Below are 15,974 nucleotides of genomic sequence, written 5' to 3'. Positions count from 1 at the left end.
TCCTCTATTCGTCGGCGAGATCAGGCAGTGCTGCTGCCAGCTCGGCGAGCCAGACTTTCGCGTTGCCGTCAGACGGCGCTCGCCAGTCACCGCGCGGGGACAGTGAACCGTATGCCGACACTTTTGGGCCGTTGGGGATAGCTGAGCGCTTGAACTGAGCGAACCCAAAGTAGCGTTTCAAAAACACGGTCAGCCATTTCGTGACTGTCGGCAGATCGTATGCGTAGCGATCTTCGGCGGGGAAACCAGGCGGCCAAGCTCCTTCATCCTTGTCTGCCCAGGCGTGCGCTGCGAGGAATGCGATCTTTGACGGGCGGAAACCGTAGCGCAACACCTGCGCAAGTGCGAAGTCATGCAACGCGTACGGCCCGATGCGGTCTTCGGTCGACTGAAGCTTCCCGTCTTGAGCCGCTGGCACGAGTTCCGGTGAGATCTCGGTGTCGAGCACGGATTGCAATACTGCCGCTTCGGCTTCGTTGACACCCTCCCCTTCGGCGATCACCCACCGGATGAGGTGCTGGATGAGCGTCTTGGGAACCCCTGAGTTGACGGCATAGTGACTCATCTGGTCGCCGACGCCGTAGGTGCACCATCCGAGTGCCAATTCGGAGAGGTCAGAGGTTCCGATCACGATGCCGCCGTTTTGGTTCGCGAGTCGGAAGAGGAAGTCAGTGCGCGCTCCGGCCTGCACGTTCTCGAATGTGACGTCGTAGCGGGGCTCACCGCCCGCGAACGGATGTTTGATTCCCTTGAGAAGTTCGGTGGCTGCTGGCCGGATATCGATGGTCTCGATCGACGCGCCGACGGTCTCAGCCAGTGCAATGGCGTTCGACCTTGTGTGGTCGCTGGTGGCAAAGCCAGGCATCGTGTAGGCGAGGATGTCGCTGCGCTGTTGCCCCATGCGATCCATCGCCCTTGCCACCACGAGCAGTGCATGGGTGGAATCAAGGCCTCCGCTGAGGCCGATGACGGGACGCGGGCGGCCGATCGCCTCTAGTCGCTGCACGAGCCCCGAGACTTGGATGTTGAACGCTTCGTAGCAATCCTGCGCCAGGCGCGCCGCGTCGTCAGGCACGAACGGAAACCGGTCCAGCGGTCGTTTCAAGCCGACGTCGGTCGCTGGTGGCCGAAGGTAGGTCTCGACGGTGAGGAACGGACTGTCGTTCGTCACCCGGTTGTCATCAAAAGTGCCTTGGCGCAGCCGATCCTGACGCAATCGGTCGAGGTCGACATCGGCCACCGACCGGCGCGGCCCATCAGGGAAACGCTCGGTGTGCGCGAGTAACGTCCCGCCCTCGTAGATCATCGTCTGCCCGTCCCACGACACATCGTTCGTGGATTCGCCTGCGCCCGCCGCCGCATAGGCATAAGCCGCGAGGCAACGCAACGACTGGGATTGTGCAAGTGTTCTACGGTCGTCGGCGCGCGCAATTGTGATGGGGCTACCGCTGAGGTTCAGCAGTACTGTCGCGCCGGCCAGTGCCGCCTTTGACGACGGCGGGATCGGCACCCACATGTCTTCGCAGACTTCAGCGTGGAACGTCAGCCCCTCGACATCTCGAACGTCGAAGAGCAGGTTGGTGCCGAAGACAGCTTCGTTTTCGCCAATCCGAATAGTCTCTCCAGACCACTCTTCGCCAGGCGCGTACCACCTACGCTCATAGAACTCACGGTAGGTGGGCAAAAACGCCTTGGGTGCGACCCCGAGTATCTCTCCGCGGTGGATGACCACAGCGCAGTTGTAGAGACGATTGCGGTGACGCAATGGTGCACCCACCACCAAGACCGAGAAAAGATCTGTGGATGCCGCCACAATCGTGCTGATGGCCACGGCGACCGCGTCGAGAACTGCGTCTTGCATGACCAGATCATCGATGGCATAGCCGGTGAGGCACAATTCGGGAAACACCGCGATTGCGACAGACTCGGCATCGCATTCCCGAGCTGATTCGACAACGGCTTTCGCGTTGGAAGCAGGATCGGCAATAGCGACCGGAATGGTGCACGCGGCCACGCGGGCGAAGCCGTGCCGGTATGCGCTTTCGAAGGGGAGGCTGATGCTCACTCCTCCAGTCTGTCAGGTGCGCCGGGCGAGGGCACGCCTGACTATGTCGGGGCTCGAGGCTAGTGTCGTGAAAGAAGGGGATGCATGCGCTACATCGAGCAAGACAATCGGATTATCTGGAGTGCCAGTGACCTGAAGGCGGCGGCGGAGTGCGAGTTCGCCTGGGTGCGAGGCATCGACGTGCGGCTGGGGAGGACGGCGGCTGTCGATGAACCTGAAGACCTCACGCTTGAGCGCGCTGGCCGATTGGGTACGGTGCACGAACATCGTGTGCTCGACCAGTACATCGCCCAGTTCGGTGACCGAGTAGCGGTGATTCCCGAAGTGCGATCCTCAAACGCCGACGGGCTAGCCGATGCTGTTGCTAAAACGAACGCGGCCCTCGCCTCTGAGGCTGCCGTGATCTTTCAAGCGGCCTTTGCCACCGAAGAATTCGTCGGCTTCGCTGACTTCTTAGTGCGCGATGAAACCGGCAGATGGCTGGTGCAAGACACCAAGCTCGCACGACGCGCGCGCGCGACCGCGCTCATGCAGCTGGCCGCGTACGTCGATCAGCTTGATCGGCTTGCTGTACCCCGCTCTGATCGAGTGCAGCTCCTCCTCGGAGACGGGAGCGTCAGCGAACACGAGGTTGACGATCTCATGCCGGTATTCGCTCTTCGGCGTGAGCGGCTCTTTGCGCTGATCGCCGATCGCGGGCTCGAATCAGGTGCAGCGGGTGACCCAATTGCCTGGGGAGACGCTCGCGGTGAATTGGATGTGTTCGCCTGTGGTCGTTGCGCGACGTGCGATATCGAAGTCGTCGCGGCGCGTGATCTGCTGTTGGTTGCAGGAATGCGTCCCGTGCAGCGCGCACGACTGCGAGACGACGGTGTCACGACGGTCGATGAGCTCGCGGCGGCCACTCGCGCGCCGAAGGGCATGAGTGTCGATGCTTTCTCGATGCTTCGTACCCAGGCGCGGCTTCAGCTGGCTAGCCCTGCGGGCGGCGTGGTCGAGCAATCGGCAGAACCGCATGAACAGTTGGATGGGCCGCCGGTTCCCAACTTCGAGGTTGTAGCTCCGACTGCGCTTGCTGCGTTGCCGAGGCCCAGCGTGGGAGATCTCTTCTTCGACTTCGAAGGCGACCCGCTGTACTCCGAGCCGAAGGCAAGCGACACTGATCCGACGCTGTGGGGCATTGACTACCTGTTCGGTTGGGTTGACAACCTCGACCAATACACCGCGCTTTGGGCTCACTCGTTCGACGAAGAAAAGCATGCGCTAGAGAGCTTCCTCGACATCGTCGCGATGCGGCGGCGTGAGCATCCTGACATGCACATTTATCACTACGCTCCTTACGAGCCAACGCACCTGTTGGCTATGGCGGCGCGGTACGGCACTCGTGAAGCCGACGTGGATCGTCTGCTTGCTGACGGCATCTTCGTCGATCTTTACCCCGTGGTTCGGCGGGCGCTGCGAGTGGGCTCGCGGTCGTACTCGATAAAGAAGCTCGAGCCGCTGTACATGGGCGCAGATGTGCGCACAAGCGATGTGCAAAAGGGCGACGATTCGATCGTCCGTTACGTCGAAGCGCGTGCGCTCGCCGCGGACGGCGCACACGATGAAGCTCGTGCCGTATTCGATGATCTCGCCGACTACAACCGATATGACTGTGTGTCGACCCGTCGCTTGCGCAATTGGTTGGTCGACCGCGCCCGTGAAGTCAATCTTCGCCCTGCCGCAAACCAAGACCCATCGGAGACTGTCTACGAGCCGTCGGCTCGGTCGGTGCTGCTCAATGGTTTTGCCTCCGAACACGATCCCACGTCACCTCAAGCGCAATCACTGCGCATGGCCGCGGCTGCGATCGACTATTACCCGCGCGAAGCCAAGAGCTTCTGGGCGATGCATTTCTTGCGTCTTCGTGAACCCGTCTCAATGTGGCAAGAGTCTCGCGATGTCGTCGTGGTGGATTCCGCGCGCTCGCGTGTGCTCGAAGATTGGCATCGTGCCGAAGGACACCGAGTGGATCGCCGCATCATCGAATTGCGTGGTGAGTTGGCGCCCGGCACGCGGCTGGGCGAAGGCTCGAAGCCGTTTGCGCTGTACGAGCTTCCGGCTCCATTTCCATTCGCTGCATCACCACGGTTCATCCATGCGGATCACGCAATCACGATCATCGAATCGCTCGACGACGGCGCCATTGTTGAAGAGACCGCGATCAGCGGTGAGATGTGGGATGACTTGCCGATTGCGCTGACCCCTGCACCGCCGCCGCGCGCGGCGAATCAACAGTTGGCGATTGACGCCTGGGCTGACACACTGATCGACTCTGCCGCCGACCTCCCCGCGGGTGCGGCGACTGATCTGATCGCCCGACGGCGACCACGCACGCTGTCCGCCAAGCTTCCACCGACACACGGTGACGATGTCGACGCCATCACCCATGCCATCATCGACCTTGATCGCAGCTATCTTGCGGTGCAGGGCCCTCCGGGAACCGGCAAAACGTACGTTGGTTCGCACGTGATTGCGCGCCTCGTCGCGGAGCATGGTTTCAAGGTCGGCGTTGTGGCACAATCTCACGCAGTCGTTGAAAACATGCTCGGTCGCGTGGTGTCTGCGGGCCTTGACCCTTCGCTCGTGGGTAAGGCACCGAAGGATCCGTTCGCACCCGGTCACCCATTTACGGTGCTCAAGAAAACCGGCATCGCTCAATTTGCTGCAGAGCACGAGGCGAGCGGCTATGTGATCGGCGGCACCGCGTGGGATTTTGCCCACGAAGCTCGAGTGCCACGAGGCAGCCTCGACCTGCTTGTCATCGATGAGGCGGGTCAGTTCTCGCTCGCGTCGACAATCGCCGTGTCTTTGGCGTCATCGCGGTTGCTATTGCTCGGCGACCCACAGCAACTGCCGCAGGTGAGTCAGGGGACTCATCCCGAGCCAGTCGACACGTCAGCGCTCGGATGGGTGATGGACGGATCAGACGTCATCCCGGCCGATTACGGCTACTTTCTCGGGCGCACCTGGCGCATGCACCCCGACGTCGCCCAACCAGTGTCGAGGCTGTCATACCGCGGCGAGTTGAACGCTCACCCATCGACCGCGCATCGTTCGATTGCGGGTGTATCGTCGGGCGTCATTCCCGTGCCCATCCGGCACCGCGGGAACGCCACTGCTTCGATCGAAGAGGCTGAGGTAGTTGTACGACTTGTGACTGACCTGATTGGGCGAGAGTGGACTGACGTGACCGTCGGCGCCGATGGAGAGATCAACGTTGAGCAGCCCAGACCGCTTGACGCCGCTGACATCATCGTCGTCACTCCCTACAACGCTCAACAGGTGACCGTCGAAGAAGCGCTCACAGCCGCTGGACATGCTGCTGTTCGCGTGGGCACCGTCGACAAGTTCCAAGGCCAAGAAGCAGCCGTCGCAATCCTTTCGCTGGCTGCATCAGCCGGGCGAGATGCGCCGCGTGGTCTCGAATTTCTCTTGCTGCGCAATCGCCTGAACGTCGCGATTTCCCGAGCCGAGCACACCGCGTACATCGTGCATTCTCCGGCGCTGCTCGACGACCTGCCGTATACGCCCGAAGGCATGGCGCGTCTCAGCGGCTTCGCCCGACTGATAGGCCGGGGATGAAGCGCGCGTAGACTCGCGCTCGACTGACCCAACCACGATCGCGTGCCGGTGAGGAGACAACCATGACCGACGACCCATCACGAAAATTTGACATCGACCTGCCTCCCGAGCAGATCGCGGGGTCGTACGCCGACTTCGCAAACGTCTGGCACACGCCCAACGTCTTCGTGATGGACTTTCTCAGCCTCTCGCACCCACCGCGCGAAGAGGTTGACCCCGACACCGGAAAACGACGCACAACAGTGCCCGCCCGGGTTGTCAGTCGAATACGGATTCCTCCCGAGCAGGTGTTCGAGCTCGCGAAGGCTCTCACGCAACAACTGGAGTTCTGGGAACGCGAGACCGGTCGACGTTCGTCGACCGATCCCATCATCGGTGACTGAGAGCGGGCGCCGATGACCGAGCCAACCGATCAGACTTTGCTGTAGGTCAGACTGTGCCGTAGAGGCGATCTCCGGCGTCGCCCAGCCCTGGCACGATGTAGCCCTTTTCATTGAGGCGTTCGTCCATCGCTCCAAGAACGAGAGTGACGTCTCGCCCAGCAACCTGCTTTTCAATGGCTGCCACGCCCTCGGGCGCTCCGAGAAGGCAGATCGCGGTGACATCCTGTGCGCCGCGTTCGAACAAGAACTCAATCGCGGCGCCGAGTGACCCACCAGTCGCGAGCATCGGGTCGAGCACGAAGCACTGTCGGTCGCTGAGGTCGTCTGGGAGTCGCTCCGCATAGGTGGACGGCTCCAAGGTCTCCTCGTTGCGCACCATGCCCAAGAACCCGACCTCGGCGGTCGGGATGAGCTTCACCATGCCTTCGAGCATGCCGAGTCCAGCGCGCAGAATGGGAACGACAAGCGGGCGAGGCTCGCTGATTTTCACACCGACTGTGGTCGTGACTGGGGTTTGGATCTCGTGTGGCTCAACGCGAACGTTCCGAGTCGCTTCGTACGCGAGAAGCGTGACGAGTTCTTCCGTGAGTTGGCGAAATACTGGCGACGGAGTGCTCTCGTCGCGGAGCACAGTGAGCTTGTGGGTGATGAGCGGGTGTTCCGCGACGTGCAGGCGCATATGCCCAGGTTAGTCGGGGTCGTAGTCTCGATGTGTGAACTTTGACCCGACCGACGTCGCTGCAATGACTCGAGCCCTTGATTTGGCAGCCGTCGCGGGCGCAGCTGGTGATGTTCCCGTCGGGGCAGTGGTGGTGGATGCTGCCGGCGCGGTGATCGGCGAGGGCCGCAACCTACGCGAACTGACGAATGACCCGACGGCGCACGCGGAGATTTTGGCGATGCGACAGGCGGCTGCATCCATCGATTCGTGGAATCTCGACGGCTGCACCCTTGTCGTGACCTTGGAGCCCTGTCTCATGTGTGCGGGTGCGCTGCTGCAGTCAAGAGTGAGCAGAGTGGTGTTCGGCGCGTGGGATGAAAAGGCGGGGGCAGCCGGCTCTGTGTATGACGTGGTGCGTGACCGCAGGCTGCCGCATCGCGCTGAGGTGGTTGGCGGAGTTGGCGAAGACCTCGCTGTTTCGTTGTTGCGCGATTTCTTCGACGCCAAACGCTGACTAGCGCGGCAGGTGGGGAAGTACCTCAGCGCCGAGAAACTCGACCTGTTCGATGTCGCGCATGTCGAGCAGCTGAAAGTAGATCCGTTGTGCACCGAGGTCGACAAGTCTGCCCACCTTCTCGATGATCTGCTCGGCGCCACCGGTGATGTTTGTCTCACCGCGGAACTCTGCCAGCGTGGTGCCGATGTTTGTGGCCCGACGCTCGAGCTCCGCTTCAGACGCCGCAGCTAGCGTAGGAAGCGCGACAGAGAGTTTCAGGCTCTCGGGGTCACGCCCCACACCTTGGCAGGCTTTTCGTACGTTCTCGAACTTCTCGGCGATAACGCTCTCGGTTTGAAAGCCCATGTTGAACTCGGTGGCAAACCGCGCCGCGAGGTTTGGGGTGCGCCGGGGGCCGCTGCCACCCACGATGACGGGGATTCGTTCTTGCACTGTTCGTGGCAGGGCAGGGGCGTCTTTCAGCTGGTAGTTGGCTCCGTCGAAACTGTACTTTTCATCTGCCGGGGTCGCCCACAGGCCATTGATGAGTTCAAGTTGCTCTTCGAGAAGATCAAACCGCTTGGATGGAAACGGGATGCCGTACGCGAGGTGTTCCTGCTCAAACCAGCCGGTGCCTAGCCCCAGTTCTGCTCGCCCCCCTGACATCGCATCGATCTGAGCGACCTGTATCGCGAGAATGCCTGGCACGCGATATGTAACAGACGAAACCAGTGTGCCGATGCGGATCGTCGAGGTCTCGCGAGCAATACCCGCGAGCGTTGTCCACGCATCCGTCGGACCGGGGAAGGGATCGCCCTCTCCCATGCGCAGGTAGTGGTCGGAACGAAAGAAGCCAGTGAATCCTGTTCGTTCACCTGCCTGTGCAAATGCGAGCTGGTCGTCGTACGTGGCACCCTGCTGAGGTTCCGTGAAGAGGCAATATTCCATCGTTGGTATTTCTCCTGTTCGGTCCACCGAGGTCAATCAACCGAGCGGATGAAGAACTCTTCGGTGGGTGGTGCCGGGTCAAGGCTTGGGCGGTAGATGTCGGGTTCGAAGTAGATAACGCGCGCTGTGGGCACGGCCTCGCGCACGCGCTCTTCGATCGTATTGATTTCATAGGCGACGTCGCCGAGCGACTTGTCTGCGGCAAAGGCAAGTTTTGCAGCCACGAGCAACTCGTCAGGACCCAGATAGAGCGTCTTGATATGGATGATCTTGTAGACCTCGGGTCCGTCGAGGACGGCTGCCACGATGCGGTCGCGGTCGGCAACAGTTGCCCCTTCCCCCACGAGCAGGCTCTTGGTCTCGATGCCGAGCAAGATTGCCACCAGCACGAGGAGCGTGCCGATCATCAGCGTGCCGATCGCATCGAAAAGCGGGTTGTCGGTGATGACAGTAAGTCCCACGCCCAGCAGAGCGAAAAACAATCCGGTCAGCGCTGCGACGTCTTCGAGCAGTACGACGGGCAATTCAGGCGCCTTCGCGCGACGCACGAACGCGATCCAGGACTGACCCTCGGTGCGAACCCGGTTGCTCTCTTTCACCGCTGTGCGCAGCGAGAACGACTCGAGCACCATTGCGATGAGCAGCACTGTGATGGGAAGCCACGCGTTGGTGAGCTCATGTGGATCGGTGATCTTCTCAACACCCTCGTAGATGGAAAAGACGCCACCCACAGAGAACAGGATGATCGAGACGACGAACGCATAGACGTAGCGTTCGCGGCCGTAGCCGAACGGGTGCTCTGCGTCTGCTTGTCGCCGAGCCTGTCTGCCCCCGAACATGAGCAATAACTGATTTCCGGAGTCTGCGACCGAGTGGATCGCCTCGGCCAGCATCGAGGCCGAGCCCGACACAAAGTACGCCACGAACTTTGCGATGGCGATCCCCAGGTTCGCGAGGAACGCCGCAAGAATCGCCTTGCCGCCACCAGATGCACTCATGGCTTGAGTCTACGGATGCGAGGGCTGTGACTGCCAGGGGAAACGCCCGATCCTGACGCATCCTCGAAGGTGAGTGGCTTCTAGGATTGCAAGATGGCTTCTCTACAAATCGCGATCCTCGGCGCCGGCTCAATGGGTGGCGCAATTCTGCGTGGTCTGGTGGGGTCTGAGCTTGCCGCGGCGGGCATCACCGTGACCAATAGAACATCAGCCAAAGCCAGTGAACTCGCGGAGCTTGACGGAGTCAGCAGCATCGCTTTGGAGTCTCAGCCCACGGGAAACGCCGACGCAGCTGCGTCGGCAGACATCGTGTTGGTCGGCGTAAAACCCGCCATGGTGCCCGACCTGTTGCGCGAAATCGCCCCGAGCCTGAAGCCCGGCACTATTGTCGTGAGCTTGGCGGCTGGGGTAACCGTCGCAACGTTTGAGAGCATTCTTGGCGACGACGTGTCTGTCGTGCGCTCAATGCCGAACACTCCCGCCTTCGTCGGCAAGGCCGTGACGGGCATCGCTGCCGGGCACTCGGCAACCCCCGAGCAGATATCGCTTGTGCGGGCGTTGTTCGAAACGTGTGGCGAGGTAATCGAAGTGTCCGAAACGAAGATCGACGCACTCTCAACCATTTCAGGTTCAGGCCCCGCGTACGTCTTTCTGCTCATCGAGGAGCTCACCAAAGCAGCCGTAGCCAAGGGCTTCACCACCGATGAGGCACGGCGCATGGTGGAACAGACCTTCATCGGTGCGACCGCACTGCTTGAGGCCTCAGACGACGATCCGGCCGAGCTTCGCCGCCGAGTCACCAGCCCCAAGGGCACGACAGAACGTGCGGTTGCGGTCTTGCAAGATGCGAACCTTGACCATGTTTTTGCGCGCGCCACCGATGCCGCCCTGGCTCGGGCAAAAGAGCTCGCTGCGGGCTCGTAGCGGCGAGGCTCTATCGGTCGAGCGCGGCGAAGCGCTCGATGTCGGAGTTGGTGCCCGAAACGATGATGAGGTCGTGGTTGGTGACGATCGTGTCTGCTTCGGCGTAGCGGAACGGGCGACCGGGGCTCTTCACGCCGACGACGGTAACGCTGTATTTTGTGCGGACGCCAGACTCGTTCAGGCCCACCCCACGAATGAACTTCGGCGGGTACATCTTGGCGAGAACAAAGTCGTCGTCGAAGCGGATGAAATCGAGCATGCGGCCGCTGACGAGGTGCGCGACTCGTTCGCCTGCTTCTCGTTCGGGATAGATTACGTGATTGGCACCAACACGGGCCAGGATCTTGCCGTGAGACTGTGACACAGCCTTCGCCCAGATCTGCGGCACTTTGAGATCGACGAGGCTGGCGGTGATCAGCACGGATGCTTCGATAGACGAACCCACCGCGACCACGGCCACTTGAAAGTCCTGAGCGCCAATCTGCTTCAATGCGTCGATGTTGCGAGCATCGGTTTGTACGGTGTGCGTAACGCGCTCAGACCACTTCTGTACAAGATCGAGGTTCTCGTCGATGGCGAGCACTTCGCGCTCGAGTCGGTCAAGTTCGCCCGCACACGCGGCACCGAAACGACCGAGGCCGATCACTAGGACGGGAGCATCGCTCCGAATGCGCTCAACCAACAATCGGCCTTTCCACAGGCAGCGAGTAAAGCTGCGATCGAGATGTTGCTGCCACAGCCGCGGCGAGTGTCACTGTACCAATGCGACCCATGAAGATGGTTGCCGCCATGACGTAGATCGCCGGGTCGTCAAGGTCAGCGGTGAGGCCTGTCGACAGTCCCACCGTGGCAAAGCCAGAGATCACGTCGAACAGCACGTCGGCAATGGGTGCTTTGCTCATCTGTGCGATCACGATTGTCGAAAGCGCCACCAAAGTCGCTCCCCACGCGACAACAGACAGTGCGACGCGCTGCACATCGCTGGGAATGCGGCGTCCGAATGCTTCCACCGAGGTGCGGCCCTTTGCCTCTGACCACACCGCCAGGGCAAGCACGGCGAGGGTGGTCACCTTGATTCCACCGGCAGTGGATGCTGATCCGCCGCCCACGAACATCAGCATCGACCCCACAACGAGCGAAGAGCCGTAGAGTTCACCGACGTCGACCACCGAGAATCCGCCAGAGCGGGTCATAGCAGACAAGAAGAAGGCTTGGAACGTGGTATCCCACGCATCCATCGCGCCGAAAGTTGCCGGGTTGTTGAACTCGAGGCTCAGGAAGGCGATAGCGCCTGCGAAGAACAGCAGCATCGTGGTGATGATGGTGAGCTTGGTGTGCAACGGCCACCGACGTACATGCCAGTGGTTCTTCCACAGCGCGTAGATAACCGGAAAGCCGATGCTGCCGAGGAATACGGCAGTCATCAGAATGGTCATCAGAACGTAGTCATCGGCGAAAGCGGTAAGGCCGCCTGGGTTCGGTGTGAAGCCGGTGTTTGTGAACGCCATCGCCGCATAGAACGGTGCTTCCCACAGTGCGTCCAGCGGGTTGATTTCGGCCATAACCAGTGTCGGATAGAGGGCAATCGCTACGAGCCCCTCGATCAGCAAGGTTGAGAGAGCGACGGTGCGAAGAAGCTGACCGACTTCACCTAGCCGAACTGTCTGGCCCTCGTTCACGGGCCCACCGTGTGCACGCAGGGGGTTCGAGTCGCCCGCTGCCATGAGTTTCGCGCGCAGTCCCAAACGCTTGGAAATCACCAGGCCCAGAATGGACGCAAGGGTCAACACGCCCATGCCGCCAATATTGACGCCGACAAATATCACGGCTTTGCCAAACCCTGAGAACGTGGTGGCGATGTCGACGGTGGTGAGGCCCGTCACGCAGATGGTTGATACCGCGGTGAATACCGCATCGGCGAAACGAACGCGATAGCCAGGTGCTGCCGCCATCGGAAGCGACAGCAGCGCGGTAAACAGCATGATGAGGAACAGAAAGACCACGACCGCAAACCGTGCGGGCGACGAGGTTGTCGCAGAGCGCAAGGTGTCGCCGGTCGCTTTCGCGGCGGCCCGCATTCGGCGCGCGAATGACGCTGCGGGGCCAGTCGCCATGCGTCGCCTCTTTTCCTTCGTGGACCTCAGTCATGGTACTCGTCGCGTAGCCCGACTACTCTGAAGTCATGCCGGACATCTTCGACGTGATTGCGGACGGTACGCGCCGCGACATCCTGAGGTTACTTCTCGATCGCGTCAACGAGGGTGAACGTGGGACTAGCGTCTCGCATATCGTTCACGAACTCGGAGTCAGCCAACCCACTGTTTCCAAACATTTGAAGGTGTTGCGTGAGTCTCAGTTGGTGTCGGTGCGCGAAGAGGGCCAGCACCGTTACTACAGCCTGTCAGCCGCGCCGCTTGACCAGATTGATGACTGGCTGGTGCCGTTCCTCGGCAGCGGCGAAGACGATCTCGTCGCTGAATCCACACTGACGGATTCCGCGGCACACGCAGCCGAGGTGGTGGGCCGCGCGGCAGCATCCGCCAAGCACGCTCTTGAAAGTGCACTCAAGAAGCTTCCCGGCCGCTGACGCCGTTTTCACACCTGCCTCAAGCGCCACTCGGGTTTACACGCGCACTGATCCCGCTCTAGAGTGTGAAAAGAGACTCTGGGGAAAGGGATCGCTATGGCTGAGTTGCCTGACGTCAGATTTCTGACGGTCGCTGAAGTTGCCGCGATCATGCGCGTGTCAAAGATGACCGTCTACCGCCTGGTGCACGCGGGGGAATTGCCGGCGGTGCGTTTCGGGCGCAGTTATCGCGTGCCGGAATCTGCTGTAACCGAAGCATTGCAACGACCTATCGCAGACGTCGGCTAGACTGACGAGAGGCATTTTTGCATATTGCCGTTCCCGGGCGCGCACGAGCTGCGCCCAGACCCCGACATTGTGAGGTTTTCCGTGGGTTCAGTTATTAAGAAGCGCCGCAAGCGCATGGCGAAGAAGAAGCACCGTAAGTTGCTTCGTAAGACCCGCCACCAGCGCCGCAACAAGAAGTAGCAGCGGCTAGACACCAAGCGCCTGTCCTCGGACGGGCGCTTCGTGTTGACCCCGCCAACCGTCGGCTTCGCCGGTGAGAGGACAGCCCCATGCAGAGCATCAGCGTGCACCAGCTGCGCGAGCGAGCGAATACTCCACTCATCGATGTGCGTGAAGCAGACGAGTTTGCACGGGGCCATGTGCCCGGAGCGGTGAACATTCCAATGTCAAGCATCGGCGGCAGGCTCGGTGAACTGCCTGACGGCCCGTTTGACGTGATTTGCCAGATGGGTGGCCGTTCAGGTCGAGTGGTTGAGGCTCTTGATACCCGCGGCTACGAAGCAACGAACGTTGACGGCGGTACCGGCGAGTGGATAGCCGCCGGGTACCCAATCGAGAATTGAGCGCGGTGAAGACCGTCACACTCATCGGCAAGCCAGGATGTCACCTGTGTGACGTGGCGCGCGACGTGATTGAGCAGGTCGCCGACGAGTTCCCTGAAAACGCAGTAGAGCTCGACGAACTCTCGATCGAGAGCGATCCAGCACTCTATGCGCAGTGGTGGGAGAAGATTCCCGTCGTTTTGGTCGATGGAGAGTTTCACGCGCATTGGCGCGTTTCGCCTGATCGGTTGCGGGCCGCTCTCGCGTCGGCCTAGTCCGCGCTGTTTTCTCTGAGCGGACGAACCGACACAGGGTGCGACGACAGGGCGATGCGAACACGATCGCCGTAGTCGACGCGTGCCGTCGCTGCGTGTTGCACGCGAACCAGTGTGCCGTCTGCCGTGCGGACGAGCGTTCGTCGAAAGCTGCCCAGGAACGTGCTCTCCTGAACGACGGCATCTGTGCCTGGCGCGGTGGAATCCACCAGTCTGAGATCCTCTGGTCGAAGGAACACCTCGACCGGGCCTTCGGCTGTGGCCGTCTGAAGTGGCAACACGAAGCCCCACACCGTGACGCTGTCACCGCTCACGACGCCCGGTGCCAAGCTAGAGACTCCGACGAACGAGGCAACGCTCGCCGTTGCGGGCCGCAGATAAAGGTCTTCGGGCGTTCCGATTTGTTCAATCCGACCAGCGTTCATCACCGCGATGCGGTCGGAAACCGCGAGTGCCTCTTCTTGATCGTGCGTGACAAATACCGTCGTGATGCCGAGCCGCAGCTGAATGCGACGAATCTCGTCGCGCAATTGCACGCGGACTTTTGCATCGAGTGCAGAAAGCGGTTCATCGAGCAGCAGCACGCGCGGTTCCGTAACGAGCGCGCGAGCGAGCGCGACCCGCTGCTGCTGTCCGCCTGACAGCTGATGCGGATAGCGCTGCGCAAGATGCTCAAGCCCGACCAGATCGAGCGCAGCGCTGGCGCGACGGCCTGAATCTGCTCGAGAGACTCTGCGGCGGCGCAGCCCGAAAGCGGTGTTCCTACGGGGCCAGGCGGGTGGGACCGCGGAAGAGGTACGTGACTTCGCGGATCGAGGACTCCCCAAACATCAGCATGAGCACTCGGGCAAGGCCCATTCCGAATCCACCGTGCGGGGGAACGCCATAGCGGAAGAAATCCAGGTAGAAGTCGAGGTGCTCGGGGTCGAGACCCTTTTCGCGCGCCTGCGCTTCAAGAACCTCGACGCGATGCTCGCGCTGCGCGCCCGTCGTGATCTCGACACCTTTGAAGAGCAGGTCGTAGCTCTTGGTGAGGCCGGTTTCGTCATTGCGCATGTGGTAAAACGCGCGGATCTCGGGGTGGTAGTCCGTGATGAACACGAACTCGTGCCCATAGGTCTCTTGCACGTGGGCCGAAATCTGGCGTTCGCCCTCGGGGTCAAGGTCACCGTCGGTGCGCGGGATGTCGTAGCCGCGGGCCTTCACGATCTCGACTGCCTCGGCGAGCGGGATGCGCGGGAACGGAACGGTCGGCACGACGACGTCGATGTCGAACAGTTCTTTGATCTCGGCACCGTGCTTGTCAGCGACGGTTTTGAAGGCGAACGCGAGCAGCTCTTCCTGCATTGTCGCTACATCTTCGTGCGAGTCGATCCAGCTGATCTCGGCGTCAATCGAGGTGTATTCCGTCGCGTGGCGGCTCGTGAACGAGGGGTCCGCACGGAACACATCGCCGATCTCGAAGATCTTGCCGAAGCCGGCAGACTGAGCCATTTGCTTGAAGAACTGGGGTGACTGGGCCAGGTACGCGGTCTGCTCACCGAAATACTCGAGGGCGAACAATTCCGCGTTTGACTCGCTTGCTGAGGCCATCAGCTTGGGCGAGTGGATCTCAATGTAGTCACGTTCGATCCAGTAGGTGCGCATCGCGTGCTCAAGGGTCGTCTGCACTCGAAAGATGAGGTTGTTGCGGGCCTGGCGCAGGTCAAGGAAGCGCCAGTCCATTCGCTTGTCCTGAGCGCTATCGGCAGCGATGGGCGTCTCCGGGAGAGCTGCCGCGGCGATCTCAAGGCCCGAGAGCTTGACTTCGAGCCCTCCCAGCTTCACACGCTCGTCTTTCTTGAGTTGACCGGTCACGGTCAAGAAGGTGCCCGTGGCAAGAGCCGAAATCGTTTCGGTCAGCTCAAGAGCAGCGGTCGCCTCTGGTGTGGCGTCTTCGCCGACCTCTCGGGTTGCCGGGTTGACCAGTTGAACGGCACCCGACTCGTCACGAAGGATGACGAACTGCACCTTCTTTTGGTCTCGGACGGTTTCGACCCAACCGGAGACGGAAACGGGACCGTCGGCGAGGTCCTGCAGGTGCTTTACGAGGACGCGTTCATTCACGCAGGGCAGTCTACCTGTGACGCATCCGAGCGCTTGTCAGGATCGTCCTCGCGCAATGCGTCATCTGACTGTGGGCA

General features: G+C 61.2%; 16 protein-coding genes and 1 pseudogene. 9 read left to right on the top strand and 8 right to left on the bottom strand.

Annotation, left to right across the window (positions count from 1 at the left end; genetic code table 11):
- Positions 1-4: 4 nt before the first annotated feature.
- On the bottom strand, positions 5-2,065 hold the full coding sequence (locus tag AB0O81_RS06325) for an NAD(+) synthase (RefSeq protein WP_363582348.1): 2,061 nt from the start codon (positions 2,063-2,065) through the stop codon (positions 5-7).
- Between the two features lie 84 nt (positions 2,066-2,149).
- Here AB0O81_RS06325 and AB0O81_RS06320 point away from each other — a divergent pair, with 84 nt between their 5' ends.
- Positions 2,150-5,689: a TM0106 family RecB-like putative nuclease gene (locus AB0O81_RS06320; protein ID WP_363582346.1), complete on the top strand. Its 3,540-nt coding sequence runs from the start codon at positions 2,150-2,152 to the stop codon at positions 5,687-5,689.
- Between the two features lie 62 nt (positions 5,690-5,751).
- On the top strand, positions 5,752-6,072 hold the full coding sequence (locus AB0O81_RS06315) for a DUF3467 domain-containing protein (protein WP_363582344.1): 321 nt from the start codon (positions 5,752-5,754) through the stop codon (positions 6,070-6,072).
- 46 nt (positions 6,073-6,118) lie between these two features.
- Here AB0O81_RS06315 and upp read toward each other — a convergent pair whose 3' ends face one another.
- Complete coding sequence (gene upp / locus AB0O81_RS06310; protein ID WP_363582342.1) at positions 6,119-6,751, bottom strand: uracil phosphoribosyltransferase; 633 nt, start codon at positions 6,749-6,751, stop codon at positions 6,119-6,121.
- Positions 6,752-6,815: 64 nt separating this feature from the next.
- On the opposite strand from upp, the gene AB0O81_RS06305 reads away from it, so the two are divergent.
- Complete coding sequence (locus AB0O81_RS06305; protein ID WP_363582642.1) at positions 6,816-7,247, top strand: nucleoside deaminase; 432 nt, start codon at positions 6,816-6,818, stop codon at positions 7,245-7,247.
- Here AB0O81_RS06305 and AB0O81_RS06300 read toward each other — a convergent pair whose 3' ends face one another.
- Positions 7,248-8,177, bottom strand: coding sequence for an LLM class F420-dependent oxidoreductase (locus tag AB0O81_RS06300; protein WP_363582340.1), 930 nt, complete (start codon positions 8,175-8,177; stop codon positions 7,248-7,250).
- A 32-nt stretch (positions 8,178-8,209) separates the two neighbouring features.
- Positions 8,210-9,175: a cation diffusion facilitator family transporter gene (locus tag AB0O81_RS06295; RefSeq protein ID WP_363582338.1), complete on the bottom strand. Its 966-nt coding sequence runs from the start codon at positions 9,173-9,175 to the stop codon at positions 8,210-8,212.
- 93 nt (positions 9,176-9,268) lie between these two features.
- On the opposite strand from AB0O81_RS06295, the gene proC reads away from it, so the two are divergent.
- The gene (gene proC, locus AB0O81_RS06290; RefSeq protein WP_363582336.1) at positions 9,269-10,099 is read left to right on the top strand and encodes a pyrroline-5-carboxylate reductase; all 831 of its coding nucleotides are present in this window, start codon (positions 9,269-9,271) and stop codon (positions 10,097-10,099) included.
- A 10-nt stretch (positions 10,100-10,109) separates the two neighbouring features.
- Here the strand turns inward: proC and AB0O81_RS06285 are convergent, their stop codons facing one another.
- On the bottom strand, positions 10,110-10,781 hold the full coding sequence (locus tag AB0O81_RS06285) for a TrkA family potassium uptake protein (RefSeq protein ID WP_337337333.1): 672 nt from the start codon (positions 10,779-10,781) through the stop codon (positions 10,110-10,112).
- Positions 10,774-12,177 (bottom strand): potassium transporter TrkG, encoded by a 1,404-nt coding sequence (locus AB0O81_RS06280; RefSeq protein WP_363582640.1) that lies wholly within the window; start codon positions 12,175-12,177, stop codon positions 10,774-10,776. The genes AB0O81_RS06285 and AB0O81_RS06280 overlap by 8 nt, the downstream gene beginning before the upstream one ends.
- A 104-nt stretch (positions 12,178-12,281) precedes the next feature.
- Here AB0O81_RS06280 and AB0O81_RS06275 point away from each other — a divergent pair, with 104 nt between their 5' ends.
- From AB0O81_RS06275 to AB0O81_RS06255, 5 genes are all read left to right on the top strand, one after another.
- Positions 12,282-12,686: a metalloregulator ArsR/SmtB family transcription factor gene (locus AB0O81_RS06275; protein ID WP_363582334.1), complete on the top strand. Its 405-nt coding sequence runs from the start codon at positions 12,282-12,284 to the stop codon at positions 12,684-12,686.
- 96 nt (positions 12,687-12,782) lie between these two features.
- Positions 12,783-12,974: a helix-turn-helix domain-containing protein gene (locus tag AB0O81_RS06270; protein WP_363582332.1), complete on the top strand. Its 192-nt coding sequence runs from the start codon at positions 12,783-12,785 to the stop codon at positions 12,972-12,974.
- 81 nt (positions 12,975-13,055) lie between these two features.
- Positions 13,056-13,154, top strand: a complete 99-nt coding sequence (locus tag AB0O81_RS06265) for an AURKAIP1/COX24 domain-containing protein (protein ID WP_003792170.1) — start codon at positions 13,056-13,058, stop codon at positions 13,152-13,154.
- An 89-nt stretch (positions 13,155-13,243) separates the two neighbouring features.
- On the top strand, positions 13,244-13,537 hold the full coding sequence (locus AB0O81_RS06260; RefSeq protein WP_363582330.1) for a rhodanese-like domain-containing protein: 294 nt from the start codon (positions 13,244-13,246) through the stop codon (positions 13,535-13,537).
- A gap of 5 nt (positions 13,538-13,542) precedes the next feature.
- Positions 13,543-13,791, top strand: coding sequence for a glutaredoxin family protein (locus tag AB0O81_RS06255; RefSeq protein ID WP_363582328.1), 249 nt, complete (start codon positions 13,543-13,545; stop codon positions 13,789-13,791).
- Here AB0O81_RS06255 and AB0O81_RS06250 read toward each other — a convergent pair.
- Both AB0O81_RS06250 and aspS read right to left on the bottom strand, forming a co-directional pair.
- Positions 13,788-14,555, bottom strand: a pseudogene (locus AB0O81_RS06250) (ABC transporter ATP-binding protein); the annotation flags it as partial. The gene AB0O81_RS06255 and the pseudogene AB0O81_RS06250 sit on opposite strands and share 4 nt — an antisense overlap.
- A complete protein-coding gene (gene aspS / locus AB0O81_RS06245; protein WP_363582326.1) occupies positions 14,554-15,897 on the bottom strand; it encodes an aspartate--tRNA(Asn) ligase in 1,344 nt (447 codons plus the stop codon). The pseudogene AB0O81_RS06250 and the gene aspS, both read right to left, overlap by 2 nt.
- Positions 15,898-15,974: the final 77 nt, after the last annotated feature.

The sequence above is a fragment of the Microbacterium sp. NPDC076911 genome (genome assembly GCF_040687125.1).
In the GTDB taxonomy this organism is placed as follows: Bacteria; Actinomycetota; Actinomycetes; order Actinomycetales; family Microbacteriaceae; genus Microbacterium.
This window is presented reverse-complemented; position numbering and strand designations above follow the sequence as displayed.